Genomic DNA, 25,503 nt, shown 5'->3' on the forward strand with positions numbered 1-25,503 from the left:
GGGCGTCCGGAAACGACAAGCAAAAAATGAAGAGCGAAGAAGGCGCGGGGCGGCGAGGAAAATCCGGTCGGCACAGAGCGTGGCATGCAGAATGCAAAACGCCGCGACAGCACGACATTCACGACGACGTCGGCGGCCTCATCACGACGCGTCAAGAGCACAACGAGTCACAGTGCGTCACAACGATCGGCAACGAACGACAACGAGGCACGGCGACCAACGCCCGGCCCCCGGAAAACCCCAAGCCCCCCAAGGTGCGCGATTATAGCCCAGAGGGGGCTTACTCGCCCTCCGGCTGGCTGGCGAGCACCGCGTGCAGAACGCCGTCAGCCGGCGGTTTGAGCGCGAAGGAACGGGCCACCGCGCGATTGACCGCAATCGAGAAGAAGGTCGGATACGTCGGTGCCGGCAACGCCGAGCGCCCCGGCGGCAAGGCGCGCAGGATATCGACCGTCTGCCGGGCGATTTGCGATGGCGTGCTGAACACCGCCGCCAGCGCGCCGGCGCTGACGTAGGCTTGCGAAAACCCGACCAATGGCTTGCGATAGCGGTAACTGGTGAGGAGGATCGAGCGCGCCGATTCGCGCGTAAACACGACGCTGTCGGGCAAGGCCAAAAAGACGTCGGCGCTCCCGAGCAAGCGCGTCAGCGCGGGGATGACCTCAAACTCGGCGCTGACTTCTTCGCTTACCAACTCATGCCCGGAACGCGCCACGGCGGCACGCAGCCGGGGCAGATAGAACTCGGAATCAGGGCCGAGCACGGTCGCCACGCGACGTTTTCCCGGCATCAGTTCATGCAAAAGATTGAGTTGGCGCGATACGGGCTGGTCAAGATAGATCGCCGAGAACTGTGCCCGCGCCCGCCGCCGCCCGGTCTCGGTAACGACGCGCTCGTAGTGCGTGCGCGGCACCAGAACGTTCAGCGTCGGCGGTGCATTGTCCCAGCCGGAAGCGGCGCGCATCGCCTGCACACCAACGGCTACCACGACCGACACGCCGGCCAGGCGCGGATCGCTGCCATCGTCGGCATTGGCGTTCATCTCGATGGCGGTGAATGTGCGGCCATTCGACGGTGGCTCGTTGAGCGCCCGATAAAACGCGTCGATGAATTCACTGTAGTGGCCGCCGCGCTCGCTGAGCAGCAAGGCCACCCGCTCCTGCGCCTGGGCCAGGCTTCCCGCCAGCGCCAGCCACGCCGACGCCAGCAGCAGCGCCGCAGCCCGCCAGGCGAGGCGCGCACCGGGATGTCTGACCAAGCGTTTGCAGATCATGGCGAAGAGGCAGTTCTCAACAGACCCGACCCAGTTTCGACAGCACACAGGCTCCAGAAATTCTTCCCACGGCGGCCTTTTCGACCGACCAGCCAACCGCGCGTCACGAACGCCGTCAGGGATACCCACTGACCCGACGAGTTGCCAGAGTCTGCACCTTTTTTATCATGATCGGACGGCATTTTGCGCGCGGATTGGCAGCGACAAAGGTCGCCGGTTTCCACCGTCATGGCGAGCACCGAACCGCCTTTTTCCAGCGTCATGATGACCGCCAGGCAAGACTTGCCGAGCCTGTCGCCGGCGGGGCAGCAAGGAGTCGCCACGGCGACCGGTGCATGCCATCATCGTCGCCGTCGTTACCCGGCTGACCGCCGCAGCGGCGTACATTTTCGCTAGTATCGGGGGCGCAGTATTCGCCCTCCCTCCTTCGCAGGTATCACGCATGCATGCCGACGCCACTGAGTTGATCCTGACCGTTCGTGCCATTCGCGCACTTGAGCGCGACTCCGCCCACAGCGGATTGATGGAACGCGCCGGCCACGCCGCTGCTGATCTTGCCGAATCGCTGGCGGGCCACGGTGGCCACATCCTGATCGTCGCGGGGCCGGGCGCCAATGGCGGCGATGCGTTCGTCACCGCACGCCTGCTGCGCGAGCGGTTTTTCGCAGTTTCCCTTGTCGCCCTCACAACCTCTGCCGCCACGGCCACGCAGGGCGCAGACCCGGACGACACCGCCGCCGCGCGAGTCGCGTTCGTTGCCGAGGGAGGCGAGTTACTTGAATCCATCCCCGACGACACGCCCTGGGCGCTGATTATCGACGGGCTCTTCGGCATCGGCCTCAGCCGACCGCCACGCGAGCGCGCCGCCGGACTGATTAGCGCCATGAACGCCTTGGCACGCAGACATGCCTGCCCCGTGCTGGCGCTCGACTGCCCGAGCGGACTGAACGCCGATACCGGCCACGCCCAGCCGACGACCGTTCGTGCCAGCCATACGCTGAGCTTCATCGCCGCCAAACCCGGCCTGCTGACGGGAGACGGCCCGGACTACTGCGGGCAGCTACGCGTCGACTCGCTGGGCCTGACATCGGGCGCTGCGAATCCGGGCACAACGGCAGCGGCAACCGATTCGGTACCACCACGAGAAAAGCCACCTTCTGCACCGTCAGCCCCTCTAATCTCGCTTAACACTGCCGAGCCTCCACCTGAACCCGCCGCCCAAGGCCACATCATCCAGCGACGGAGCTTCGCCCGCCATCTGCGCGCACGCGCGCGCAATTCGCATAAAGGCAGCTTCGGCAGCGCGGTCGTCATCGGTGGAGCACCGGGAATGGCCGGTGCCGCGCTGCTCGCTGGCCGCGCCGCCCTCAAGCTGGGGGCCGGTCGCGTCTACCTGGGCCTGCTCGACGAACGCTTCGGCAGTGTCGACCCCGTCACCCCCGAACTCATGCTGCGCCCAGCCTCATCCCTAGCAGCAGAGACGGCCGATGCGCTGCTGCTCGGTCCCGGCTTGGGTAGCGGCGAAACAGCGCAGCGACTCATGGGGCAGCTCTGCGGGGGGCCTGTTCCATTGGTTCTCGACGCCGATGCGCTCAATCTTCTGTCCACGCATCCCGCACTCGCCGCGAGGGTGCATTCGCGTCAGGCGGCCACGGTGCTGACACCACATCCGGGCGAAGCCGCCAGACTTTTGGCATCGTCGATCAATGCGGTACAAAGCGACCGCATCGCCGCAGCGTCCGCTCTCGCCCGACGTTTCAACGCGCATGTCGTACTCAAAGGCAGCGGCAGCGTCGTCGCACTGGCCGACGGCCGCTGGTTCATCAACACCACCGGCAATCCGGGGATGGCGAGCGGCGGCATGGGCGATGTGCTGGGTGGCATCCTCGTCGCCCTGCTCTCCCAAGGCTGGCCGGCGGACGAAGCCGCGCTGGCGGCAGTGCACCTGCATGGCGCCGCCGCAGACCGCCTCGCCGAAGCGGGGATCGGCCCGATTGGCCTGACGGCGAGCGAAACCATCGACGCCGCCCGCCACCTCTTCAACCGCTGGTGCGCCGGCGCCGAATGACATGCCCGCAGGCGGCTGAAGCGGCTGGCAGCACCTCTCCGCTCGCGCGCCCCCGGGCGCGCCCGGGGGCGCAGCGGTGCTAAAATTCGCGCCACTCACGCGCGCTTGTAGCACACTGCCCTTTCCGTCCGTTGGCGAAGGACACGCCCGGCGCATTGAAGAAACGCACGCCCCCGCCTCCCGAACCGGCACCATCCGAAAACCGCCTACGAGCCACCGATGATTCCCGTCCTGCCCCCCCTTGCCGAAATCGACCGCAACGTCGCCGCCACCATTGACGAGGACGTCGGCGCCGGCGACCTGACAGCGCAACTGATCGCCGCTGATCGCGTGGGGCACGCCCGCATCGTCTCGCGCGAAGCGGCGGTGCTGTGCGGAACGGCATGGTTCGAGCGCAGCTTTGCCGCCGTCGACCGCGGGGTGAGCGTGCGCTGGAACGCGCGCGATGGCGAACACGTCGCCGCTGGCGATGTGCTGTGCGAGATCACCGGCCCGGCCCGCGCGCTGCTGACCGGCGAGCGCACCGCGCTCAATTTCCTGCAACTGCTCTCCGGCGTTGCGACGCGCACACGCGAATTCGTCGATGCCGTTGCCGGAACGCGTGCGCGCATCGTCGATACGCGCAAGACGCTGCCCGGCCTGCGGCGGGCCCAGAAATACGCCGTCGCCTGCGGCGGGGGCGATAACCACCGGCTCGGCCTGCACGACGCAATCCTGATCAAGGAGAACCACATTGCCGCCGCCGGTGGCATCACCCCGGCGCTACGCGCGGCGCAAAACGTCGCCGCACAGGCGGGCGAGCGCTGTCAGTTCATTCAGGTGGAAGTCGAAAATCTCGACGAATTGCGCGAAGCCCTCGACGCCGGCGCAACGATGATCCTGCTCGACAACATGACGCTGGCGATGATGCGCGAAGCCGTCGCCCTGACGGCGGAACGGGCGATTCTCGAAGCCTCGGGCAACGTCTCGCTCGCTACCGTCGCCGCCATCGCAGCGACCGGCGTGGATCGCATTTCAATCGGCGCGCTGACAAAAGACGTGCGCGCGCTCGATCTGTCGATGCGTTTTATCGACTAAGACGCGGGCCCCGGCGGCGGGCGAGACGCCCGCCGCGCCGCACCACGCCGCAGCGTCAGCCCCTCTGCCCCTCAGCCGAGCTGTTCGACGATCAGGGCTTTGACGGCCGCGACGTCGACATCGAGCACGGTCACACGCTGCGGCAGTTGTTCGATCCCCTGCAAGGCTGCCGGGCGCGGCGGCGTACAGCCGAGGGCCTCGACGATGGTCGCCTCGAACTTCACCGGCTGCGCCGTCTCCAGCACCAGCATCGGCACACCTGCCTGCCGATGCGCAGCAGCGACCTTGAGGCCGTCGGCCGTATGCGTATCGACCATCACGCCGTACTGTTCCCAGGTCTTGCGGATCGTTGCCAGACGATCGGCGTGCGTGCTGCTGCCGGAGACAAAGCCGAATTCGGCGATGCGCTGGAAATACGGCGTCTGCGACAGATCGAAGCCGCGACCGGCGTCGACCTCGGCCCACAGTGCACGTACTACTGCCGGGTCGCGACCCACCAGTTCGTAGATGAAGCGCTCGAAATTCGACGCCTTGGAGATGTCCATCGACGGGCTCGACGTCGTGTGCGTCTCGGCGGCGCTGCGCGGACGATAGACGCCGGTACGGAAGAACTCGTCGAGTACGTCGTTCTCGTTGGTCGCCAGCACCAGCGTATCGATGGGCAGGCCCATCAGGCGGGCGATGTGGCCAGCACAGATATTGCCGAAATTGCCTGACGGCACAGCGAAGGACACCTTCTCGTCGTTGCTCTTCGTCGCCGCGAAATAGCCCTTGAAGTAGTAAATGACCTGCGCCGCGACCCGCGCCCAGTTGATCGAATTGACCGCACCGATGCGATAGCGCGCCTTGAAATCGGCGTCGCCGGAGACAGCCTTGACGATATCCTGCGCCTCGTCGAAATTGCCGCGCACGGCGATATTGACGATGTTCTCGTCTTGCAGGGAATACATCTGCGCACGTTGAAAATCGCTCATGCGCCCGTGCGGCGAGAGCATGAATACCCGCACGCCACGCTTGCCGCGCATGGCGTATTCGGCCGCCGAACCGGTGTCGCCCGAGGTGGCGCCGAGAATGTTGATTTCCTCGCCGCGCTTTTCGAGCACGTATTCGAAGAGCGCGCCAAGAAGCTGCATGGCCATGTCCTTGAAGGCCAGCGTCGGCCCGTTCGACAGCTCAAGCAGCGCCAGCCCCGGCTCCAGCCAGCGCAGCGGCGTCACTTCGCTGGCGTCGCCGCCGTCACGAACGTAGGCGTAGGTTTCGGCCGTATAGGTACGCGCCGTGATCGCCTTCAGATCGTCCGCCGGAATGTCGTCGATGAACTTCGACAGGACGGCAAACGCCAGATCGGGATACGACAGAGTGCGCCAGGCGTCGAGTTCGGCCCGCGTCAGACGCGGCGTCGTTTCCGGCAGGTAGAGGCCGCCATCGGGCGCCAGACCGCCAAGAAGGATTTCGCAAAAAGACTTGCTCGAGGCGGACGATGCCGCGGACGCACGGGTCGACAGATAGCGCATGACGTAAGGGAATGCCGGGCAGAGGTTGCGGGAGGCGGGGAGTCTACCACGCCGACCCGTGCGCCATCACGCCGCTAGTCCGCCGGGAAGCGTCCGGAGCAGCCCTTCATCGGCAACTGACGAAAGGCCTTGGGCACAACAGCGGGGAAGGAGATCGCGGGCGTCAGCGACGCTGACTGAACTTGATACGGCAGGCGACGCCGTGGAGCCACTATGCGCTACGGATCAGGCGCGGACGACGCAGTTTTTGCCGCTGCGCTTGGCTACATAGGCAGCGGTGTCGGCGCGGGCCAACAGGGCTTCCAGACTTTCGTTGGCAACATGCGTGGCGACGCCGGCGCTGACCGTCAGCGAGAAATCGGCTTCCGGCACAGGCTGCGCCGCCAGTGTGCCTTGCAGACGCGTCATCGCTGCCTGCGCCTCTTCACCCTGCACGCCGACCAGCAGCAGCGCGAATTCTTCACCGCCGATACGGCCGATCACATCGGTCGGCCGCATCGCCTCACGCAACACCGAGACCAGATGCTGCAAAGCACGATCACCGAGCGAATGGCCGTGTTCATCATTGACGCGCTTGAAGTTGTCGACGTCGAAGACGACGACGCTCAACGCCTCGCCACTACGTTCGGCTCGCGCCAATTCACGCTGGAAGGCATTTTCGAGACCTCGCCGATTCACCGCACGGGTCAGCGGGTCGGTGCAGGCCATGGCACGCGCCTCCTGAAGCTCCTTTTCGAGATCGGCGATGCGCATTTCCGCCGCCAGCAACTCCAACATCCCTGCATCGCGCACCACGGTCGCTGGCAGCGCAGCGAGCGTTTGCGGCGCCACCCACGCCGTGCACGCCGACTCGGCAACCCCATGCGGCATCATGCGCGCGCTGGCGAAATGACGCCGATGCAAACGCGGCGAAGCGTGGCGATTGGTGTGGGTCAGCGGTTGGCTTGCGTGATTCACGGCGGAACTCCCGTCAGTGCCGGCCGAATGGCGGCGCTATGAGACGCTTACGGCACGACGAAACGAAACTTAAGGGGCTTGCAGTAAATTCTCCAAATAATCTGCAATAAATTGTTTTTGTTATATTTTTTTATATCAAAAAGCAAAATCGGAACGCCCAAAAAAAACGCAGCACGGGCGGCCTACAGACGCAAAAAAGCCGACCCGAAGGTCGGCTTTTTGACAGCGGCGTGAGACAAGCCGCCGAATCAGACCGCTTGCGCGGCGCTGATTACTTCTTGGCGTCGGCCGGAGCGGCTTGGTCAGCCGGAGCAGCTTGGTCAGCCGGCTTGGCATCAGCCGGAGCAGCTTGTTCAGGAGCCGGAGCTTGTTCAGCAGGAGCGGCAGCAGGAGCAACGGGAGGAGCAACCGGAGCTTCCGGCTTCTTGTCGCAAGCGGAAACGGCAACGGCGATCAGGGCGGCAACCAGGAGGGAGTTTTTCATTTTTGAATTCCTTATCGACAAAAAGATGAATCTACAAACCGGCCGACGCGAACGTCGGCATGACCGACGTCTCCGTCAGTCAGCGCGGAATCTTACTCCGATTTCCGCAGAGGGGGTAGGTCTCAACTTTGCGCATAAATCCCCACGGCATTCACTCAATGCCTCACGGGTAAAAGGCGCGCGCGCACGCCGAACGGGCACAAATGCCCGCGCTTGAGTGCCCCGCCACGCTCGCGAAGCGCCAGCGAACGAGCGAGGGCCCGCGACGACTCCAGCCTCTCACGCCGGGATTCACGCCAAAGACAACGCATTGAAAATGCGCCGCTGCTCGCTACAATCCGCCCTTTCGCATTTGAGCCGGGCGGTGACAACGCCAGCGCCCACGCAGACCAGGAATTGCCATGCCTATCGGAATCATCGAATCCCTCGACCATGACGCGCGCGGCATTGCCCGCCCGGACGGCAAAACGATCTTCGTCGAGGGCGCCTTGCCCGGTGAGCGTGTCGAATTCGCCAGCTATCGCGTCAAATCGAACTACGAAATCGCCCGCGTCAAACGCATCCTGCGCCCCTCGGCGAACCGCGTGCCGCCGCGCTGCCCGAACTTCGGCTCCTGCGGCGGATGCAGCATGCAGCATCTCGACGCGACGGCGCAGTTGGCAGCCAAGCAGCGCGTCCTCGAAAACAACCTGCGCTTTCTCGGCAAAACGAAGGCCGAGCAATTGTTCCCCGCCATCTACGGCAGCGCCTGGGGATACCGCCAGCGAGCGCGTCTCTCGGTATGGCAGCGTTCGGACGGCAAGGTGCTGGTGGGGTTTCACGAGCGCAAGAGCAGCCATGTCACCAAGATGACGGAATGCCCGATCCTGCCGCCGCACGTCTCCGCCCTCATCGTGCCCTTGCGCCTCCTGATCGCACGCCTGTCGATCTCGCAACGCCTGCCGCAGATCGAAGTGGCTGTCGGCGAACGGGTCACGGTGCTGGTGCTGCGCATTCTGGCGCCGTTGATACCCGATGATGAGGCGCTGATCCGCCAGTTTGCCGACACGCACGGCGTGGTGATCTATCTGCAACCGAAGGGGCCAAGCTCGGCGTACCGATTCCATCCGGACGCTGCGCCCGCGCTGTCTTACACGCTGCCGGAATCAGGCATCGAACACTTCTTCGCGCCGACGGACTTCACGCAGGTCAATCACGCCATCAACCGCGTGCTCATCCGCCGCGCGCTGAGGCTGATCGACGCGCAACCGGGCGAGCGTATCGCCGACCTCTTTTGTGGCCTGGGCAACTTCACGCTGCCGCTCGCACGCTCGGGCGCAACGGTGGTCGGCGTCGAAGGCAACGCCGAACTGGTGCAGCGTGCCGGCGAAAACGCCACAGCCAATGGCCTGGCCGAGACGACGCAGTTCGCCGTCGCCAACTTGTTCGAAGCGACGCCGGAGTCCATCGCTGCCCTCGGACATTTCGACAAGATGCTGATCGACCCGCCCCGCGAAGGCGCGATCGAGGTCGTCAAATCGCTCGGTGACGATGCGCCACGGCGGATCGTCTATATCTCGTGCAACCCCTCGACGCTGGCCCGCGATACCGCCGTGCTCGTGCATCAAAAAAACTATCGCCTGCGCGGCGCCGGGGTGGTGAACATGTTCCCGCACACCTCGCACGTCGAATCAATCGCCCTCTTCGAGCGCGGCTAAGTCGCCCGCGGCGGCCACATCGCACAGCAGAAGGGCATTTTCCCGCCGGATGCGGCTCGCTGGCAGCGCTGCGTCACCCACAACAAAGCGCGCCAGCACCGCCGCCTTATCGGCGCCGCTCACCAGCCAAAGCACGCGTCGCGCGCGGTTGATGACGTGCCGCGTCAGCGTCATCCGCCGCCAGCCCTGGTAGCAGGCGCTCACGGCCAGCGCCTGCCCCGTCACGTCAAGCGCCGCATCGCCCGGCAGCAGCGAGGCTGTGTGCCCATCGCCCCCCAGTCCGAGTTGCACGAGATCAAGCTGCGGCGGATCGCCCATCAACTGCCGCAACTGCGCTTCGCACGCCGCCATCGCTGCCTGCGGGTCGATGGCGTCCACCGGCAGCAGATGCACCTGCGCTGCCGGAATCGGCACGTGCGCCAGCAGCGTCTCCTGGAGTTGCGTCAGGTTGCGCGCCGAGTGACCCAGTGGGGCGATTCGCTCGTCGACTTGCAACAGATGCACGCGCGACCAGTCGATCGGCTTCACGGCCAGCGCGCGCAGCATCGCTTGCGGCGTCTGCCCGCCGCTCAGGGCGAGTAGGAATTGGCCACGTTCGGCGATGGCCTGCGCGGCCGCTGCGGCGATCTCGGTGGCAGCGGCCTGGGCGAGTTCCGCCGCATCGGCATACACCTCGCGCGGCAACGACGCGGCGGACACGGCTGGTGCAGGGCCGGCCCGAGAATCGGCGCTGTCAGCCGCGCCGCTCACTCTGCCGCCTGCGGATTCCGCCAGCCGCCGTAGGCAGCGATCATGGCGTCGGCTTCGGCCGGCCCCCAGCTGCCGGGTTCGTAGTCGCGCACCAGGGTCTTCCGGCTGAGCACCGGATCGACGATACGCCACGCCGCTTCGACGGCGTCCTGCCGCGCGAACAGCGTTGCGTCGCCTTTCAGCGCGTCGCCGATCAGGCGCTCGTAGGCGTCCATTTCATCCTCGTGCATATTGAAGACGTGTAACTCGATGTCGTCGCCGATGTTTTCGCTGCCACGGCGTTTGACGCGTGCGCCGATGGCAATGGCGACTTCGCGCGGGCCGAGGCGAAAGCGCAGGTAGTTGGCCTGCGTCGGCAGCATTTCCGGGAAAACCTCGTACGGCGGCGGACGCAGGCTGACCACCACTTCGGTCGCCGTCAGCGCCAGCTCCTTGCCGGCGCGAATAAAGAAAGGAACGCCCTGCCAGCGCCAGGAATCGAGGTGAATGCGCATCGCCGCGAAGGTTTCCACCCGCGAATCGGGCGCCACGCCGGTCTCGTCGCGATAGCCGCGATACTGGCCACGCACCAGACTGTTGCCGCTCAGCGGGCGAATGGCGCGAAACACCTTCACCTTCTCGTCGCGCAGCGATTCGCTGCCGCTGCCGACCGGCGGCTCCATCGCCAGATTGGCGACGACCTGCAACAAGTGGTTCTGCACCACATCGCGGATGGCACCGACCTCTTCATAAAACCGCCCGCGCCCGGCAACGCCGATCGACTCGGCCAGCGTGATCTGCACGCTGTCGACATAATTGCGGTTCCAGATCGGCTCGAGAAAAGCGTTGGCGAAGCGAAAGAAGAGCAGGTTCTGCACCGGCTCCTTGCCGAGGTAGTGGTCGATACGAAAGATCGCCGACTCGTCGAACACCTCGTGCAGCGTACGATTGAGCTCGACCGCCGACGCCAGATTACGGCCGAAGGGCTTTTCGACGACGACGCGCCCGCCCTTGGCGCACGCTAACTGGCCGAGGCCATGCACGACCGTAGGAAACATGCTCGGCGCAATCGCCAGATAAAAGAGCGGCCGCTGCGCGCCGGCCAAGGTCGCACACAGACGGTCGAAGGTATCGGCCGCGCGGTAGTCGCCACCGACAAAGTGCAGCAAGCCGCAAAGGCGGGCGCAGGCGGCCTCGTTGAAGTTCTCGTTTGCGGCCAGCGTCTCGCGCACATGCGTGCGAAAGCGCTCGAGATCCCAGCCGCCGCGCGCCACGCCGACCACCGGTACGTCGAGCGTGCCGCGCCGCACCATCTGCTGCAGCGCCGGGAAAATCTTCTTCTTCGCCAGATCGCCCGTGGCGCCGAAGAGCACCACGGCGTCGCACAGCGGCGCGCTCATGCGTGGTCAGACGGGTGCGCCGCCTCGGCGTGGCCGCCGAACTCGCTGCGCATCGCCGACAGTAGCTGGTTGGCGAAAACATCCTCGCCGCGCGAGGCGAAGCGCCCGAACAGCGCGGCGCTTAATACCGGCACCGGCACCGACGTATCGACAGCCGCCTTCAGCGCCCAGCGTCCTTCGCCGGAATCGGAAACCCTCCCGGCAAAACCGGACAACTCGGGATCGCGCGCCAGCGCCTGCGCCGACAGATCGAGCAGCCACGATCGGACGACGCTACCGCGTCGCCACAGTTCGGCGATCGCGCCGACATCGAAGTCGTACTGGTAGGCCGCCGGATCGTCGAGCGGCGCCGTTTCGGCGTCGGCCTGACGGGCGACGCTGCCACTGTTGGCGTGACGCAGGAGGTTGAAGCCCTCGGCATACGCCGCCATCAGTCCGTACTCGATGCCGTTGTGGATCATCTTGACGAAATGCCCGGCGCCGCTGGCGCCGCAGTGCAGATAGCCAAGTTCTTCGCGGCTGGGGGCATGGTCGCGGCCAGACGTGCGCGGCACGGCGCCCATGCCCGGCGCCAACGCGCGAAAGACTGGATCGAGCCGCGCCACCGCCGTCGCGTCGCCGCCGATCATCAGGCAATAGCCCTGCTCCAGCCCCCAGACGCCGCCGCTGGTGCCGACGTCGAGGTAATGGATGCCATCAGGCGCCAGCGCCGCTGCGCGGCGGATGTCGTCGGTGTGCGGCGAGTTACCGCCGTCGATGAGGACATCGCCGGCTTCGAGCAGGCCACGGAGTGCCCCGACCGTCTCCTCGACCACCGCCGCCGGCAGCATCATCCAGACGCAGCGCGGTCTCTGCAGACGCGCGACCAGATCGGCGAGTGACGCAGCGCCAGTGGCGCCCTCGCCGACGAGGCGTTCGATATTGCCCGGATGGTGGTCATTGACCACGCATTCATGTCCTGCCCGCAAAAGGCGCCGGCACATATTCGCGCCCATCCGCCCCAAACCGATCATGCCGATCTGCATCGCTCCGCCCCTTCGCGCCCACGGGCGCCTTGGCACACGTCCGGCGATGTGCCGCACGCTCGCGGCGGCGCGCCACAACCGCCGTCTCGGAGTTCGGACCGGTTATTGGGCGAAGAAGTTGCAGGTGGGACTTGGCTGGCACTCAGGCAAGCGGCAAGAGTGGCGCTGGCGTGTAGCAGGGCTGGGTAGCACCGCAACGGACGGCACCAAAGCAAAAAGGCCGATTTCTTTCGAAATCAGCCTGTTACTTGTTCATTGGCGCGCCCGGAGCGATTCGAACGCCCGACCCCTTGGTTCGTAGCCAAGTACTCTATCCAACTGAGCTACGGGCGCGCTGTTTTCTTTAGCAACTTCGCTTTCGCGTTGCTGCGTCAAGAAGCTGCGCATTATAGCGAGGGAAGTTCGCTTGCTCAAGCCCCCGCTGCGATTTTTCTGCAAAAAAGCGCAGCGAGCGTTGAAATCATGCCAAATGATTCAAAAATGCGCGCGTGCGCGGATGAGCCGGGCTGGCGAACATCTCGGCTGCGGGCCGCTCTTCGACGATCTCGCCGCCGTCCATGAAGATGACTCGCGTCGACACATCACGCGCAAAAGCCATCTCGTGCGTGACGACGATCATCGTCATGTGCTCTTCAGCCAGCTGACGGATGGTGCGCAGCACTTCACCGGTCAACTCCGGATCGAGCGCCGAAGTCGGCTCATCGAAGAGCATGATGTCGGGCTCCATGGCGAGCGCACGGGCGATGGCGACGCGCTGTTTCTGTCCACCCGAGAGGTGCGAAGGATAGGCATCGCGCTTGTGCAGGAGCCCAACCTTGCGCAACAACTCCTCAGCCGGCGGGATGGCCGCTTCGCGCGTCAGCCCCTTTACCGTCACCGGTGCCTCAATGATGTTCTGTAGCACGGTGAAATGCGGAAAGAGGTTGAACTGCTGGAAGACCATGCCCATCTTGCGGCAGATACGGCGCGCGTCGGCGTCGGCAGCATAGCGGCAAACGCCACCGGCGTCGGTATCGACAAGCGTTTCGCCCTCGATATCGATACGGCCGCGGTCGATGGTTTCGAGGCGGTTAAGACAGCGCAGGAAGGTGCTCTTGCCGGAACCCGAAGGGCCGATGACGGCAACGACGTCGCCCTTGTCGATGTGCAGCGAAACGCCGCGCAGCACTTCGGTGCTGCCGAAGCGCTTGTGAATGCCCTGCGCCGAAATCATCGGGCTAGTCGTCGTAGACGGCATATTTCTTTTCCAGGCGCATGAAGCCCCAGGTTAGCACCAGGGTCATGAAAAGGTAGAAAGCGGCGGCGACCACAAACGGCATGGTCGTGAAGTCGCGCTGAACGATGCCGCGCGCGGCGCGCAGCAGGTCGTTCATCGCCAACACATAAATCAGCGAGGTGTCCTTGACGAGCGTGATCGTCTCGTTGCTCATCGGCGGCAGGATGCGCTTGACCATCTGCGGCAGAACGATGCGTCGCATGGTCTGCCCATACGAGAGACCCAACACCTGCGCCGCCTCGTGCTGCCCACGGCCGACCGACTGGATGCCGGCACGGAAGATCTCGGCAAAATAGGCAGCGTAGTTCAGCGTGAAGGCAGCAATGGCTGCCGGAAAATCGGGCAAACGCACGCCGATGACAGGCACGAAGGGCAGCGCGAAGTAGATGAAGAGCATCTGGAGCATCAGCGGCGTACCGCGCATCAGCCAGATATAGCCGCTGACAATGCCGCTGGCGGTGCGGAAGCGCGACACGCGCACCAGCGCAAGCCCCAGCCCCAGAGGCACGGCGAGTGCCAGCGTGATCAGGAACACCTGTAAGGTGACTGCCGTGCCGTTCAGCAGAGGCCCGAGTATTGCGGTGAAATAGTCCATGGGCCTGCCTAGTCAGCGGGCCGAACCCAGGGTTCGGCCCGTGTGAAGCCTTGTTTCGGTAGAGAGGAGAATACTTCGAGGATTACTTGACGATATCCTTGCCGAACCACTGCGTCGAAATGCGCGCAGCAGAGCCGTCCTTTTTCATCTCGTCGAGCGCCTTTTGCAGCTTACCGAGGAGTTCGGTGTCGTCCTTGCGCACGCCGACGCCGTATTCTTCGGTGCCGAAGTTTTCGTCGAGCACGACATATTCGCCTGGCTTCTTGGCGATGTAGTAACGACCAACCACTTCATCGACGACAAGTGCTTCGAGACGACCGGCGGAGAGATCCATCAGCGCCGTCACGTTGTCGCCGAATTTCTTCAGTTCCTTGAACGACTTGGCCGTGGCGGCATCTTTCTCGATCGCCTCGACGGCGCTGCTGCCTTCCTGCACGCCGATGATCTTGCCCGCCAGCCCGGCCTTGTCCTTGATCTTCGAGTTGGCCGTGACGATGACGATCTGCCGGTTTTCCAGGTAAGGCGTGGTGAAGGCGATGTTGGCCTTGCGCTCTTCGGTGATGGTCAGGCCATTCCAGAGCACATCGACACGCTTGCCGTTCAACTCGGCTTCCTTGGCATTCCAGTCGATGGGTTTGAACTCGACTTCCGCCCCCAGACGCTTGGCGGCTTCGCGCGCGAGATCGATGTCGAAACCGACCAGGGTGTTCTTTTCGTCACGGAAACCCATCGGCGGAAAATTGTCGTCGAGACCGACAACGATCTTGCTCACCGCCGCCGGCTTGGCTGCCGACGCGTTTTCGGATTTATCGCAGCCAGACAAGGCCACACCCGCCGCCAGGGCCAGCACCAACATCGAAAGTGTTTTTTTCATGCGATTACGCTTCCCAATAAAATCAACAGACTGGATGAAGGCACAGCCAGACGACATCTGGCATGCCCGGTGACGGATAAGGGGCTGAATTGTCACCTTAAAAGACGCCGTTTTCAACCGCCACACGCACGCTGCCACGACGATTTCGGGTTCCTGCAAGTGGCTTTCAGCGCCCATCGGCACGAGGGTTTGCGGGCAACGGCACGCCGCCGCGCCCGCACCCGCGAAAACCTTCGCTGAATCCTTGAATAGCGGCGGGTTCGGCCCCATAATCCTAGGATGGTTGTAATTCCGGCAATCTGGAGGCGTTCTGGACGCGGGTTCGATTCCCGCCACCTCCACCTAAAGGCACCGGAGTGCGTTTAGGTGGGGGTGTACTGGCTTCGACAGGGCGGGCGAAGGTGAGCAGGCAACTCGTCAGGCGATCGACGTTAATGAAGCAAATCTCTAAACGCCAACGATGAGCGTTTCGCAATCGCCGCTTAAGGCCTTTGCCGAGGCTGCTTGAGCCTTGTTACCAAAGAAAAGCCGGCGGGGACTTCGGTCCCCGTCGTCAATTCCAGGCCCAATTCCAAGCCCAACGTTCAGTCTGCTAGAGCACCGTATGCGGCTGCTCGATCATCTGCTGATAGATCATGCTCTGCAGAATCAGCGTGTCGTTCGGTAAGAGATCGACGAACTCCAGACCATGATTGACCAACGGCACGCTCCCATTGGCCGGGGGGTCTTCGACGAACTGTGCGCGCACGACGGCGTTGATACTCAGCACCGTATCAATCGCGTGCAGACTGACGCGAAACGCCAGTTTGATCGACTCTCCCTTTTCGGCGATAGCGCGACGCGATGCCAGCAAGGCCCCCTTGGCGCTGAGGTTGACGATCATTCCGGAAATATTGTCGTCGCTGTCGTTAGCTCCCGCCGCGTTGGCAACAGAGCAAACGATTTTTGTCTTGACGCGCGGGGCCGTGCGGATGACGACGCCCTTCACCTCGTAGGGGAAAGACAAGTGGAGATACTCGTACGGGATCTTGATGATCTTGAGTATCGTCGCCGGAAAGCCAAAAGCGTTCTGGCTGGTGAATACCCGCACCACCAGTTTGTCGTTTTCCACCAGTTGCATGCGCAGACCGCTGGATTCGCGGGGCGCGCTGACGAGCAGGCTCTGGTTGGGCGTATAGCCGATCAGCCGCACGATCACCCGATCAACCGCCAAGCGCTGCGGCGGCTGAATCTGCAAGCGATCGCCCACCTTCAGTTTCATGGCCTCAAAGGTGAAGGTATTTTCCTGCTTGCCATTACTGCCGGTGATTTCCTCGTCGCTCAACTCGTCGTCCGACGGCTCGACGGGCTGATCACGACAGGCTTTCGTCGAAATCAACAACTGCACATGTTCGCGTGTGTGGATGATGTCGCCAATCGCCGCAACGCGGTTGCCCTGCGGATCAAACACGTTCCACGGCAAGGCCTTGCCGATGGTGATGTCACTTTTCTGGATCGGAATTCGATTCATTACTGCCCGCTCCGACGGGAATTTTTCTTATTGCCAAATCGCCAGCACGGCGCGCCTGCGGCCCGACAGCCCAAGCAATGCCGCTCGAAACACATGTCATTTCCGTATTCTAGCGAATTGGCGTGCCCAGTTTCCCATCGACAGCGGGGCTACGCGATAAATCCCCGACGCTTCCGCCCCAACGACGCGACCGGACCGACACTAGACACGCCGCCGATCCCCATGCAGCGAGGAGAACGCGCTGCTCAGAAACCGATAAGCATCAAGGCCGCCCCGGCCACCAGCGTCGCAACAAAAGCGCTCCCGTAGAAGACGACGCGCGCGCCGTTGCCGGCCTGGATGCCCAGATCGTGCAGGCTGTGGAAGATGCGGTGCGCCGCGTGCCAGAAGAAGAAGGCGACGACGGCAAGCAGGAGCGCCTTGCCGATCGGGTTCTGCGCCAGCGCCAGCATGTTGCGGTAACTCATCGCGTCGGCCGGCAGCAGGAAGGCGAGCGGCACGGCGATGCCGGTGATGAAGGCGAGCATCGGCGCGATCAGCGCCGAGAGCATGCCGCCGGCGCCGAACAGCGCCCAGAAGATCGGCTCCGGCGAGCGCCGCGTTTGTGCCGGACGACCCGGAGTAGTGGAATGGCTCATCGCGTCAGCCCCCAGACAATGCCGAACAGCGCGAGGCTCGCGCCAGCAGCGACGGCGATGGCGCCGGCGGTGATCGCCGACTGCGCCACGCGCTTGCCGCCGACGATCAGCGGCGGCATCGTCTTCGGCAGCACCTCGAACCAGGTGACGGTATGGAAGGCGAAGACGGCAACGAAGACGACGTGCAGCAGGATCGACGCCGGGCTGCGCAGCGCCTCCAGCCAGCCGTTCCACGCCGCCTCGCCCTGCGCCAGCCGGACGAGGCCGACGAGCAGGATCAGCGCGTAGGCAGCGACGAACAGTGCCGTGCCCTCGCGCGCCATGTAGCGGACGAAGAACGGGTTGCGCTGCCACCAGCCGGCCATCGGCCGCACGTAGGGGCGGCGCGGATCATTGGCCGGGCGGGCCGCCGGCCGCGGATCGGATGCACTCATTTGCCGCCTCCCTTGCCAAGAAAGCCCAGAAAATACTCGCGCACGCTGGCGCCCTTGGCCTGATTGACCGCGCTCGCCGGATCGACGCCCTTGGGGCAGACTTCGGAGCAGTAGCCGACCGCCGTGCAGTGGAAGGCGCCGCTTTCGGCGCCGACCACCGGCATGCGCTGCGCGGCGCCGCCGTCGCGCGAGTCGCTGTTGTAGCGGAAAAGCAGCGCCAGCGCTGCCGGGCCGACGAAGTCCGGACTCAGGCCGACCTGCGGGCAGGCCGCGTAGCAGAGCAGGCAGTTGATGCAGGAACTGTACTGGGCGTAAGCGTCGAGCTGCGCCGGCGTCTGCCGGTATTCGCCGGCGCTGAGCGGGCGCGGCTCCTTCGGGATGATGTAGGGTTTGATGCTCTCGAGTTTCTCGACAAAGCTGTCCATGACGATCACCAGATCGCGCTCGATCGGGAAGTTCGCCAACGCCTCGACACGCACGCGTCCCTTGCCGGCGTAATCGCGCAGGAAGCTCTTGCACGAAAGCTTGGGGATGCCGTCGATCATCACGCCGCAGCTGCCGCAGATCGCCTGCCGGCACGACCAGCGGAACGACAGCGTGCCGTCGAGGTGATCCTTGATGTACTGCAACCCCTGCAGCACCGACATGTCGTCGCTGAAGGGAACGACGTACGTCTGCGGGAAGGGCGCCGCGTCCTGCTCGGGACGGTAGCGCAGGACTTCGATTTCGATGGTCTTCTCGTTCGTGCTCATCACGCTTTCCCGTCTGCTGCATGGCCGGCCGCCTGCGCGGCGGCCTTTTCCATTTTTTCTGCCTTCGCCATCTTCTCCGCCTGCTCGCCGGCGGCGCCGTAGGCGCGCGTCGCTGGCTGCAAGCGGGTGATCTTCACCGCGCCATAGTCGATGCGCGGCGGCCCGCCCGGAACGTAGTGCGCCAGCGTGTGCTTGAGGAAGCTGGCGTCGTCGCGCGCCTCGAAGCCGTCGAGGCGCTGGTGCGCGCCGCGCGACTCACGCCGGTTGATCGCCGAATGCGCGATCGCCTGCGCCACATCAAGCTGGTAGTCGAGCTCGATGGCGAGCAGCCAGTCGCTGTTCCACACGTTCGACTTATCCTCGACGACGACGTTGGCGAAGCGCTCGCGCAGTTCGGCGAGCTTGTCGCAGGTCGCCTGCATGCTCTCGGCCAACCGGTAGATGCCGCAGCCGGCTTCCATCGTCGCCGCCATTTCCTGACGCAGCACGGCGATGCGTTCGCCGCGGCCGCCGTGGCCACCCGCCGGCGTGCGCGCACGCAAGGCCAGCGCCCGCTGGCGCGCCGCTTCCGCCTGGCGCAGCAGCGTGTCGCCAGCGGCCGGCACCGCGCTGCGCGCGAAGGCCGCGGCAGCCAGCCCGGCGCGCTTGCCGAAGACACACAGTTCGGCCAGCGAGTTGGAGCCGAGCCGGTTGGCGCCGTGGATGCCGACGCTCGAACACTCGCCAGCGGCGTAGAGGCCGGGCAGCGGCGTCGCGCACTGGCCGTCGACGAGGATGCCGCCCATCGTGTAATGCACCGCCGGCCGTACCGGGATCGGTGAGTGCGCCGGGTCGATGCCGAGGAATTCCTCGGCCAGTTCGCAGATCTGCGGCAGGCGCTCGCGCAGTTTCTTCTCGCCGAGGTGCCGCAGGTCGAGATTCACGTAGCTGCCGTGCTTGCCGGCGAGCGTGCGTCCCTTCTGCTCCTCGTACCAGAAGGCCTGGCTCAGACGGTCGCGCGGACCGAGCTCCATCGCCTTGTTGCGCGGTGTGTCGGTCGCCGGGCCAAGGCCGTAGTCCTGCAGATAGCGGTAGCCATCCTTGTTGACCAGGAAACCGCCCTCGCCGCGGCAGGCTTCGGTAAACAACAGGCCGGTGCCCGGCATGCAGGTCGGGTGGTACTGCACGAACTCCATGTCGCGCAGCGGCACGCCGTGGCGGTAGGCGAGCGCCATGCCGTCGCCGGTGACGATGCCGGCGTTGGTGTTCTCGCGAAAGACGCGGCCGGCGCCGCCGGTGGCGATGATCACCGCCCCGGCCTCGATCAGCGTGAAGCGACCGGAGGCGACCTCGATGGCGACCACCCCCTGCGCGCGCCCGTCCTCGACCACCAGATCGACGCAGAAATACTCGTCGAAGCGGCGGATCGACGGGTACTTGAGCGAGGTCTGGAACAGCGTGTGCAGCATGTGGAAGCCGGTCTTGTCGGCGGCAAACCAGGTGCGCTCGATCTTCATGCCGCCGAAGGCGCGCACGTTCACCCGGCCGTCTTCCTTGCGACTCCACGGACAGCCCCAGTGTTCGAGCTGCACCATCTCATCGGTGCAACGGGCGACGAAATCCTCGACGACGTCCTGCTCGCACAGCCAGTCACCGCCGGAAACGGTGTCGTTGAAGTGATGCTCGAGGCTGTCGTGCGCCTGCACGACGCCGGCCGAACCGCCCTCGGCGGCAACCGTGTGCGAGCGCATCGGATAGACCTTCGACACCAGCGCCACGGTGAGCGCCGGATCGGCCTCGGCAATGGCGATCGCCGCGCGCAGTCCGGCACCGCCGGCACCGACGATGACCACGTCGGCCTTGAATATTTCCACGTCTGCTCCTTTTGAATCTTGCCTGAGCGCGGTACCAGACACCGCGTCCGCCATCTTAGCCGCTCGCGAGAGGAAGGCGAAGCACCCTTATCAGGGCGCGGGCAAGCCCCCGCTATCGCGACGACCATGGCACCCGCAGCACCGGCGCCAGCCCCTGACAGGGCTGGCAGACCTTGACCGACGCCGCCTGAGAAGCGAGACTCGCAGGCTAGCCGACATTCGCCGGCACTGCTCCCTCCCGCCCACAAGGAATCTGCCCGATGAAGATGAACGCCCTGTTTCAGTGCTCGGCGCTCGCCGTCAGCCTCGCGCTGCTTGGCGGCTGTAGCCAAAAAGATGAGGCTCCGGCCGCTGCCGCTCCCGCCGCCGCCCCGGAAGTCAAAGTCGTCAAGCTCGGTTTCGCTGCACCTCTGACGGGCCCGCAGGCCCACTATGGCAAGGAAATGCAAAACGGCGTCATCCTTGCCATCGAAGAAGCCAACGCCGGCCAGCCGCAAATCGGTGGACAGCCTGTGCGCTTCGAGCTGGTCTCCGAGGACGACCAGGCCGATCCGAAGCAAGGCACGGCAGTCGCCCAGAAACTCGTGGACGCGAAGATCGTCGGCATGCTCGGCCACTTCAACTCCGGCACCAGCATCCCGGCTTCGCGCATCTACTCGGAAGCCGGCATCCCCGAAATCGCCATGGCGACCTCGCCGGCTTACACCGGCAACGGCTACAAGACGACCTTCCGCGCCATGACCAACGATGTGCAACAAGGCAGCGTGATGGGCCGCTTTGCGGTCGAGACGCTCAAGGCACACCGCATTGCCATCATCGACGACCGTACCGCCTACGGTCAGGGCCTTGCCGACGAGTTCGAGAAATCCGCCAAGGCCGCCGGCGCCGATATCGTCAAGCGCGAGTTCACCAGCGACAAGGGGACGGACTTCATGGCCATCCTCACCAGCATCAAGAGCGCCAAGCCGGATGTCGTCTTCTTCGGCGGCGCGGACGCGCAAGCGGGCCCGATGGCTCGGCAGATCAAGCAACTAGGCATCAAGGCGGCGCTGATGGGCGGCGAAATGATCAAGTCACCCAACTTCCTGTCGCTCGCCGGCACCGCCGCCGACGGCACCATCGCCTCGCTGGCCGGCCTGCCGCTGGCACAGATGCCGGGGGGCAAGGACTACGAAACGAAGTACAAGGCACGCTTTAACGAAGACGTGCAGATCTACTCGCCCTACGCCTACGACGCGACCATGGTGCTGATCGCAGCCATGAAGGCCGCCGGCTCCAGCGAACCCGCGAAGTACCTGCCGGCACTGGCCAAGACGCAAATGGCGGGCGTCACCTCCGGCACCATCGGCTACGACGAAAAAGGCGATCTGAAAGACGGCGCCATCACCGTCTACAAGGTCGAAGGCGGTGAGTGGAAGGTTCTCGAAGCCAGCAGCAAGTAAGCGCGACCGTTCTGCAAGCCAAAGGGGCGGGCACATCGTGCCCGCCCCTTTTTCGTCAACGAACCACAGACGATTCCTCCGACGACCGCGCTTCGCGTGCGCGTATTGCCTGCCTTACCGCCGTCGCCATCCCGTCCGCCCGGTCGGCTCGGGCATGGCCCGCATCAGACGGAGAACTGATTCACCGACTTGCGCATCCGCTCGACGACGCCGTTGAGCACATCGACAGAGCCGTGCGTCTGTTGCGCCACGCCGAGGTTTTGCTCGGTCATCGTCGCCACGCGCTCGACGCTCTGCGCCATCAGGGTGATCGCATCCTGCTGTTCCGCCGAGGAATGCGAGATGTCACTGACCATGCTCAGCGTCACGCCCATCTGGCTGTTGATCTCCTGCAAGGCCTGCTGAGCGTCCTGAACCAGCAGAACCCCCTCCTCCACCTGTGAGGCGCCAGAGCGCATGCCATCGACGGCCTTGCGCGTTTCGCCCTGAATCGCGCCGATCATGTCGCTGATCTCCTGCGTCGCCTTGCCGGTGCGTTCGGCAAGCTTGCGCACCTCGTCGGCCACCACAGCAAAGCCACGTCCCTGCTCACCGGCGCGCGCCGCCTCGATGGCCGCGTTCAGCGCGAGCAGATTGGTCTGATCGGCAATCTCACGAATGACCCCGGTAATGCGGGAGATTTCTTCGGACTGTTCGCCGAGCAATTCAACCTGCGCGGCGGAATCCTTGACGGTACCCGCCAGCGCCAGAATCGTCGCGCTGGCTTTTTCGGACAGTGCCGCACCGCGCACCGAGACGTCGCTGGCCGCCTCGGCAGCCGTGCGGGTCGATGCCGCATGCGCTGCGACTTCGCCAATCGACACGGTGATCTCTTCGATTCCCGCCGCCGCCGAAGAGGTCGCGTCGCTTTGCACCCGCGTCGCCTCGGCGACGTTATCGACGCCACGCTCGACTTCATGGCTGACCTGCTGCACATGCGCGGCGGAGTCGTCCATCCCCTGCACCGTCGCCTGGATCGACGAGATGAAGCTGTCGATGCGCGAAGCGATCCCACCGACCTGGTCGCGGCGCCCCAACTGGAAGCGCTGCCGCAGATCGCCGGTAGTCAGCACGCGTTCGAGGTAATCGGTCGTCGCCGTCAGGTCGCGGCGCAAACGCGGCACGAAGAGCGCAAGGAACACCGCTCCCCAGACCACGCCCAGCGCACCCAGCGCCTGCAAGACCCAAGGCAGGAAGGGAACATCCAGCGGCGGCAACAGCAAAGCCGCTCCGAGCAGCACAGAGAAAATCCCCGCCACCGCCAGTTGCGTATTGAGCGAGGAAGCCAACGCAAGGAGCGATGGCCGCGCCGGCACGACACGGCCATGCTCGATACGGATCGAGTGGTCGCCTTGCTTCAAGCGCTGATAGGCGGCCTGCGCGGCAGCAATTTCGTCGCGCTGAGGACGGGAACGTACCGACTGGTAGCCGACGATGTTGCCGTTTTCGCGCACCGGCGACGCATTGGCGATGACCCAATAAAAGCCACCATCGCTGCGCCGATTTTTGACGATGCCGCGCCAGGGCCGCCCAGCCTTCAGGTCGCGCCACATATCGGCAAAGGCCTCGACTGGCATATCCGGGTGGCGAACGAGATTGTGGGGCTGTCCGACCATCTCCTCCTGCGTATAGGCGCTGACCTTGGCAAAAGCCGCGTTCGCCTCGACGATCATGCCCTTGAGATCGGTCCGCGAATAAATGAACTCCCCTTCGGGAAGCTGGGTTTCTATGTTGGTGACTGGCTGGTTGTTACGCATCTATTTCCCCACGTTGAGCGGCGGCGAAAAGCGAACGCTCAAAAAAGAACCGCACGGCAAGCCGCGAATCATACGACCGCCGTGCGAAAAAGTAATGGCTATTACTTTAGTACTAATACAAATCAATTAGTTCATGACAATCGACGAATCGCAGAACTCTTCCCACCAACGGCCACGACGCCGCCGAAGGCCAACAGAAGCGAGGAACGAAGCGCAGCGCGCAAGTACGCCAGCCCCTTTGATGCGCATTGAGCATCAAAGGGGCTTGAAGACCATCCAGTAGAGATTGGCGAGCACCAGCACGGTCGCCAGCACGCCAACGCCGATCCACACGCGCTCAGCGCGCCAGTAGCAAAGCGGAATTTCACCTCCCGCAGCGAACTGCCGAGCGAGACGTGCCTGATGAATCTGCAGGGGGATGAGTACGAACACCCAGAGCAGCGTCGAAAGCAGAAATAGCGCACTGCTCCAGCCAATCCAGCGCACCACGGGGTTCGTCCAGCCGGAGAGATAAGCGTTGGTGAGCCCGGTCAGCAAGACCAGCGCGGCGCCGGCGAAGGTGAAGACGATATCGGTCAGCGTCACCTGACGCTGCGCAAAGGCGATGATCTGCGGCTGCCGTGTGCGGTTGGCCATGACCTTCCACCACAAGGTCACAAGCACATTACCCAAGAACAACACCACACCGAGAACGTGCAGGCTCTTCAGCAGCAGATAGCCGGAGTTCATTACCGCGCCTCACCCAGCAGCCAAGGCTGCGCGCCTGGAGATAAGCAGCGCAACATCCCCTGCGGCTGATGACGATGACGACACGAACGTGCCGCGCAGAGACGGCGTAAAGAGTCCCAGAGGGAATGCCGAAGGCAAACACCAGCCCCCGGACTCGACGAGACGGGCGGCACAATCAAAAAGGAAAAAAACGAAGACGCCGCCGGCCGAGCAATGACCGGAAAGCTGACGCAAGTGGCAAATGCCGAGGCAGCCAATACGATCAGGCGACCCAGAATGCCATCCTGACGCGTGTTACCGCGAAATCAGGCGACGTCGGGACGCGGCGGGCGCTGCCGCGGTTTGCGGAAGGGCTTCTTGCCCGGCGCGCCGCCGTTGGCCGGAGCCCCCCCCGCATTACCCGCGTTACCACCCGCCGGATTTCCGCCCCCTTGGCCCGCAGCTTTGGGCGCTGAAGGGTTGCCGGAGCGATTCTGCGACTGGCCGCCACCCTGTGAGTTACCTTGGCCGCCACCTTGGCCACCGCGCCCCTGACCGGACGAGCGACGCGACTGGCCGGACGAACGACCGCCGCGCCCCTGAGCGTCGCCCTGCGGTGCCGACGACTCACGGTTGCCGGGTGCCAACTGGATTTCCAGCTCATTGAGCTCATCCCACTCGGCATCGGTGCGATCACGATCCGGCACGGCCAGCAACTGCTGCAGCCGACGGCGAGGAGAAACGGGTTGCGGTGCGTTCATGGCGTCATTATCCCATTGTTCGCCGGCCAGTGCGAAAACACTGCCGGCTTCATGGCGACGGTCGCACCGGCACAGGCCGGCGCCCTAGCGCCTTAAAAACGGGCAAAACCCAGCCCGGACAACTCAACAACGACAGCAAAAGAAAACGGCGCCTATCGAGGCGCCGCATCGGTGCTGCTGCGGCAGCAATCAGGCAGCTAGCGCCTTGATTTGTGCCGAGAGGCGGCTCTTGTGGCGAGCGGCCTTGTTCTTGTGAATGATCTTCTTGTCAGCAATGCTGTCGATCTCGGACACGGACTGCTGGAAAATGCTTTGCGCAGCCGTCTTGTCGCCAGCGACAATCGCCTTTTGCACACGCTTGATGGCCGTGCGCAGAGTGGAGCGCAGGCTGGCGTTGTGGGCACGTTGCTTAACGGCTTGGCGGGCGCGCTTGCGGGCTTGTGCGCTGTTGGCCATGGATGTTCGTCCCTGAATGAACTGATGCGTTGATCGAAAGCGCGCAATCATACCGGCGTCGCTGCGTCAATGCAAGCGCGCAAAACGCTTCATTGGGCGGACAGCAGCAAACGCGCGCCTCCTGCCGGTTTGGTCGGCGCTGACTAAGCCGCTAAGATGTCGCCTTTTCGTCGCTGGCCGTTCA

At 64.4% G+C, this 25,503-nt stretch carries 24 protein-coding genes, 1 tRNA gene and 1 other RNA gene; 5 read left to right on the forward strand and 21 right to left on the reverse strand.

The window, feature by feature from the left end; all coding sequences use genetic code 11:
* Positions 1-280: 280 nt before the first annotated feature.
* Both GHK24_RS09480 and GHK24_RS09485 read right to left on the reverse strand, forming a co-directional pair.
* Positions 281-1,273 (reverse strand): ABC transporter substrate-binding protein, encoded by a 993-nt coding sequence (locus GHK24_RS09480; protein ID WP_153472580.1) that lies wholly within the window; start codon positions 1,271-1,273, stop codon positions 281-283.
* Positions 1,270-1,536, reverse strand: a complete 267-nt coding sequence (locus GHK24_RS09485) for a hypothetical protein (RefSeq protein ID WP_153472582.1) — start codon at positions 1,534-1,536, stop codon at positions 1,270-1,272. The genes GHK24_RS09480 and GHK24_RS09485 overlap by 4 nt, the downstream gene beginning before the upstream one ends.
* A gap of 179 nt (positions 1,537-1,715) precedes the next feature.
* Between GHK24_RS09485 and GHK24_RS09490 the strand changes: the two genes are divergently transcribed.
* Positions 1,716-3,341, forward strand: coding sequence for an NAD(P)H-hydrate dehydratase (locus tag GHK24_RS09490; RefSeq protein WP_153472584.1), 1,626 nt, complete (start codon positions 1,716-1,718; stop codon positions 3,339-3,341).
* A gap of 219 nt (positions 3,342-3,560) precedes the next feature.
* Positions 3,561-4,418: a carboxylating nicotinate-nucleotide diphosphorylase gene (nadC, locus tag GHK24_RS09495; RefSeq protein ID WP_153472586.1), complete on the forward strand. Its 858-nt coding sequence runs from the start codon at positions 3,561-3,563 to the stop codon at positions 4,416-4,418.
* Between the two features lie 71 nt (positions 4,419-4,489).
* Here the strand turns inward: nadC and thrC are convergent, their stop codons facing one another.
* The 3 genes from thrC to GHK24_RS09510 form a co-directional block, all read right to left on the reverse strand.
* Positions 4,490-5,932 (reverse strand): threonine synthase, encoded by a 1,443-nt coding sequence (gene thrC / locus GHK24_RS09500; protein WP_153472588.1) that lies wholly within the window; start codon positions 5,930-5,932, stop codon positions 4,490-4,492.
* Between the two features lie 225 nt (positions 5,933-6,157).
* The gene (locus tag GHK24_RS09505; protein ID WP_153472590.1) at positions 6,158-6,889 is read right to left on the reverse strand and encodes a diguanylate cyclase; all 732 of its coding nucleotides are present in this window, start codon (positions 6,887-6,889) and stop codon (positions 6,158-6,160) included.
* A 271-nt stretch (positions 6,890-7,160) separates the two neighbouring features.
* Entirely contained in the window at positions 7,161-7,373 is a 213-nt protein-coding gene (locus GHK24_RS09510) for a hypothetical protein (protein WP_153472592.1), read from the reverse strand.
* A 401-nt stretch (positions 7,374-7,774) separates the two neighbouring features.
* On the opposite strand from GHK24_RS09510, the gene rlmD reads away from it, so the two are divergent.
* Complete coding sequence (rlmD, locus tag GHK24_RS09515; RefSeq protein ID WP_153472594.1) at positions 7,775-9,070, forward strand: 23S rRNA (uracil(1939)-C(5))-methyltransferase RlmD; 1,296 nt, start codon at positions 7,775-7,777, stop codon at positions 9,068-9,070.
* Here the strand turns inward: rlmD and pgl are convergent.
* From pgl to GHK24_RS09550, 7 genes are all read right to left on the reverse strand, one after another.
* Complete coding sequence (pgl, locus tag GHK24_RS09520) at positions 9,044-9,769, reverse strand: 6-phosphogluconolactonase (protein ID WP_194286407.1); 726 nt, start codon at positions 9,767-9,769, stop codon at positions 9,044-9,046. The genes rlmD and pgl overlap by 27 nt on opposite strands.
* A 47-nt stretch (positions 9,770-9,816) precedes the next feature.
* Positions 9,817-11,199 (reverse strand): glucose-6-phosphate dehydrogenase, encoded by a 1,383-nt coding sequence (gene zwf / locus GHK24_RS09525; protein ID WP_153472598.1) that lies wholly within the window; start codon positions 11,197-11,199, stop codon positions 9,817-9,819.
* Positions 11,196-12,224 (reverse strand): phosphogluconate dehydrogenase (NAD(+)-dependent, decarboxylating), encoded by a 1,029-nt coding sequence (gnd, locus tag GHK24_RS09530; protein ID WP_153472600.1) that lies wholly within the window; start codon positions 12,222-12,224, stop codon positions 11,196-11,198. Before gnd ends, zwf begins: the two co-directional genes overlap by 4 nt.
* 256 nt (positions 12,225-12,480) lie before the next feature.
* Positions 12,481-12,557, reverse strand: a tRNA-Arg gene (locus tag GHK24_RS09535).
* 127 nt (positions 12,558-12,684) lie between these two features.
* On the reverse strand, positions 12,685-13,437 hold the full coding sequence (locus GHK24_RS09540) for an amino acid ABC transporter ATP-binding protein (protein ID WP_153472602.1): 753 nt from the start codon (positions 13,435-13,437) through the stop codon (positions 12,685-12,687).
* Positions 13,438-13,441: 4 nt separating this feature from the next.
* The gene (locus GHK24_RS09545) at positions 13,442-14,095 is read right to left on the reverse strand and encodes an amino acid ABC transporter permease (protein WP_153472604.1); all 654 of its coding nucleotides are present in this window, start codon (positions 14,093-14,095) and stop codon (positions 13,442-13,444) included.
* Positions 14,096-14,177: 82 nt separating this feature from the next.
* A complete protein-coding gene (locus GHK24_RS09550; RefSeq protein WP_153472606.1) occupies positions 14,178-14,969 on the reverse strand; it encodes an amino acid ABC transporter substrate-binding protein in 792 nt (263 codons plus the stop codon).
* A gap of 231 nt (positions 14,970-15,200) precedes the next feature.
* Between GHK24_RS09550 and ssrA the strand changes: the two genes are divergently transcribed.
* Positions 15,201-15,525: a transfer-messenger RNA gene (gene ssrA / locus GHK24_RS09555) on the forward strand.
* A gap of 36 nt (positions 15,526-15,561) precedes the next feature.
* Here the strand turns inward: ssrA and GHK24_RS09560 are convergent.
* The 5 genes from GHK24_RS09560 to frdA form a co-directional block, all read right to left on the reverse strand.
* On the reverse strand, positions 15,562-16,479 hold the full coding sequence (locus tag GHK24_RS09560) for a flagellar brake protein (RefSeq protein ID WP_153472608.1): 918 nt from the start codon (positions 16,477-16,479) through the stop codon (positions 15,562-15,564).
* Between the two features lie 245 nt (positions 16,480-16,724).
* Positions 16,725-17,117, reverse strand: a complete 393-nt coding sequence (gene frdD, locus GHK24_RS09565) for a fumarate reductase subunit FrdD (RefSeq protein ID WP_153472610.1) — start codon at positions 17,115-17,117, stop codon at positions 16,725-16,727.
* Positions 17,114-17,551, reverse strand: coding sequence for a fumarate reductase subunit C (locus GHK24_RS09570; protein WP_153472612.1), 438 nt, complete (start codon positions 17,549-17,551; stop codon positions 17,114-17,116). Before GHK24_RS09570 ends, frdD begins: the two co-directional genes overlap by 4 nt.
* Entirely contained in the window at positions 17,548-18,303 is a 756-nt protein-coding gene (locus GHK24_RS09575) for a succinate dehydrogenase/fumarate reductase iron-sulfur subunit (protein WP_153472614.1), read from the reverse strand. The genes GHK24_RS09570 and GHK24_RS09575 overlap by 4 nt, the downstream gene beginning before the upstream one ends.
* A complete protein-coding gene (gene frdA, locus GHK24_RS09580; protein ID WP_340666161.1) occupies positions 18,303-20,156 on the reverse strand; it encodes a fumarate reductase (quinol) flavoprotein subunit in 1,854 nt (617 codons plus the stop codon). The genes GHK24_RS09575 and frdA overlap by 1 nt, the downstream gene beginning before the upstream one ends.
* Before the next feature lie 260 nt (positions 20,157-20,416).
* Between frdA and GHK24_RS09585 the strand changes: the two genes are divergently transcribed.
* The gene (locus tag GHK24_RS09585; protein WP_228384642.1) at positions 20,417-21,598 is read left to right on the forward strand and encodes a branched-chain amino acid ABC transporter substrate-binding protein; all 1,182 of its coding nucleotides are present in this window, start codon (positions 20,417-20,419) and stop codon (positions 21,596-21,598) included.
* 164 nt (positions 21,599-21,762) lie between these two features.
* Here the strand turns inward: GHK24_RS09585 and GHK24_RS09590 are convergent, their stop codons facing one another.
* The 4 genes from GHK24_RS09590 to rpsT all read right to left on the reverse strand — a co-directional run bounded on the left by GHK24_RS09590 (position 21,763) and on the right by rpsT (position 25,319).
* Entirely contained in the window at positions 21,763-23,394 is a 1,632-nt protein-coding gene (locus tag GHK24_RS09590; protein WP_153472618.1) for a methyl-accepting chemotaxis protein, read from the reverse strand.
* 255 nt (positions 23,395-23,649) lie between these two features.
* Complete coding sequence (locus GHK24_RS09595) at positions 23,650-24,123, reverse strand: DUF2269 family protein (protein ID WP_153472620.1); 474 nt, start codon at positions 24,121-24,123, stop codon at positions 23,650-23,652.
* Between the two features lie 305 nt (positions 24,124-24,428).
* Positions 24,429-24,863: a hypothetical protein gene (locus GHK24_RS13515; RefSeq protein WP_194286408.1), complete on the reverse strand. Its 435-nt coding sequence runs from the start codon at positions 24,861-24,863 to the stop codon at positions 24,429-24,431.
* A gap of 189 nt (positions 24,864-25,052) precedes the next feature.
* Complete coding sequence (gene rpsT, locus GHK24_RS09605) at positions 25,053-25,319, reverse strand: 30S ribosomal protein S20 (protein ID WP_153472622.1); 267 nt, start codon at positions 25,317-25,319, stop codon at positions 25,053-25,055.
* Positions 25,320-25,503 lie beyond the last annotated feature (184 nt).

Source organism: Rhodocyclus gracilis (assembly GCF_009617575.1).
GTDB lineage: Bacteria > Pseudomonadota > Gammaproteobacteria > Burkholderiales > Rhodocyclaceae > Rhodocyclus > Rhodocyclus gracilis.

What these genes read in the sequence shown, in the direction of transcription:
- GHK24_RS09585 (WP_228384642.1), top strand. Translation starts at nt 20,417, where the DNA reads ATGAAGATGAACGCCCTGTTTCAGTGCTCGGCGCTCGCCGTCAGCCTC.
- GHK24_RS09550 (WP_153472606.1), bottom strand. Translation starts at nt 14,969, where the DNA reads ATGAAAAAAACACTTTCGATGTTGGTGCTGGCCCTGGCGGCGGGTGTG.
- nadC (WP_153472586.1), top strand. Translation starts at nt 3,561, where the DNA reads ATGATTCCCGTCCTGCCCCCCCTTGCCGAAATCGACCGCAACGTCGCC.
- gnd (WP_153472600.1), bottom strand. Translation starts at nt 12,224, where the DNA reads ATGCAGATCGGCATGATCGGTTTGGGGCGGATGGGCGCGAATATGTGC.
- thrC (WP_153472588.1), bottom strand. Translation starts at nt 5,932, where the DNA reads ATGCGCTATCTGTCGACCCGTGCGTCCGCGGCATCGTCCGCCTCGAGC.
- GHK24_RS09560 (WP_153472608.1), bottom strand. Translation starts at nt 16,479, where the DNA reads ATGAATCGAATTCCGATCCAGAAAAGTGACATCACCATCGGCAAGGCC.
- GHK24_RS09480 (WP_153472580.1), bottom strand. Translation starts at nt 1,273, where the DNA reads ATGATCTGCAAACGCTTGGTCAGACATCCCGGTGCGCGCCTCGCCTGG.
- zwf (WP_153472598.1), bottom strand. Translation starts at nt 11,199, where the DNA reads ATGAGCGCGCCGCTGTGCGACGCCGTGGTGCTCTTCGGCGCCACGGGC.
- GHK24_RS09575 (WP_153472614.1), bottom strand. Translation starts at nt 18,303, where the DNA reads ATGAGCACGAACGAGAAGACCATCGAAATCGAAGTCCTGCGCTACCGT.
- rlmD (WP_153472594.1), top strand. Translation starts at nt 7,775, where the DNA reads ATGCCTATCGGAATCATCGAATCCCTCGACCATGACGCGCGCGGCATT.
- GHK24_RS09485 (WP_153472582.1), bottom strand. Translation starts at nt 1,536, where the DNA reads ATGACGCTGGAAAAAGGCGGTTCGGTGCTCGCCATGACGGTGGAAACC.
- GHK24_RS09590 (WP_153472618.1), bottom strand. Translation starts at nt 23,394, where the DNA reads ATGCGTAACAACCAGCCAGTCACCAACATAGAAACCCAGCTTCCCGAA.
- frdD (WP_153472610.1), bottom strand. Translation starts at nt 17,117, where the DNA reads ATGAGCCATTCCACTACTCCGGGTCGTCCGGCACAAACGCGGCGCTCG.
- GHK24_RS09490 (WP_153472584.1), top strand. Translation starts at nt 1,716, where the DNA reads ATGCATGCCGACGCCACTGAGTTGATCCTGACCGTTCGTGCCATTCGC.
- rpsT (WP_153472622.1), bottom strand. Translation starts at nt 25,319, where the DNA reads ATGGCCAACAGCGCACAAGCCCGCAAGCGCGCCCGCCAAGCCGTTAAG.
- GHK24_RS09595 (WP_153472620.1), bottom strand. Translation starts at nt 24,123, where the DNA reads ATGAACTCCGGCTATCTGCTGCTGAAGAGCCTGCACGTTCTCGGTGTG.
- GHK24_RS09570 (WP_153472612.1), bottom strand. Translation starts at nt 17,551, where the DNA reads ATGAGTGCATCCGATCCGCGGCCGGCGGCCCGCCCGGCCAATGATCCG.
- GHK24_RS09545 (WP_153472604.1), bottom strand. Translation starts at nt 14,095, where the DNA reads ATGGACTATTTCACCGCAATACTCGGGCCTCTGCTGAACGGCACGGCA.
- GHK24_RS13515 (WP_194286408.1), bottom strand. Translation starts at nt 24,863, where the DNA reads ATGAACGCACCGCAACCCGTTTCTCCTCGCCGTCGGCTGCAGCAGTTG.
- GHK24_RS09540 (WP_153472602.1), bottom strand. Translation starts at nt 13,437, where the DNA reads ATGATTTCGGCGCAGGGCATTCACAAGCGCTTCGGCAGCACCGAAGTG.
- GHK24_RS09510 (WP_153472592.1), bottom strand. Translation starts at nt 7,373, where the DNA reads ATGAAAAACTCCCTCCTGGTTGCCGCCCTGATCGCCGTTGCCGTTTCC.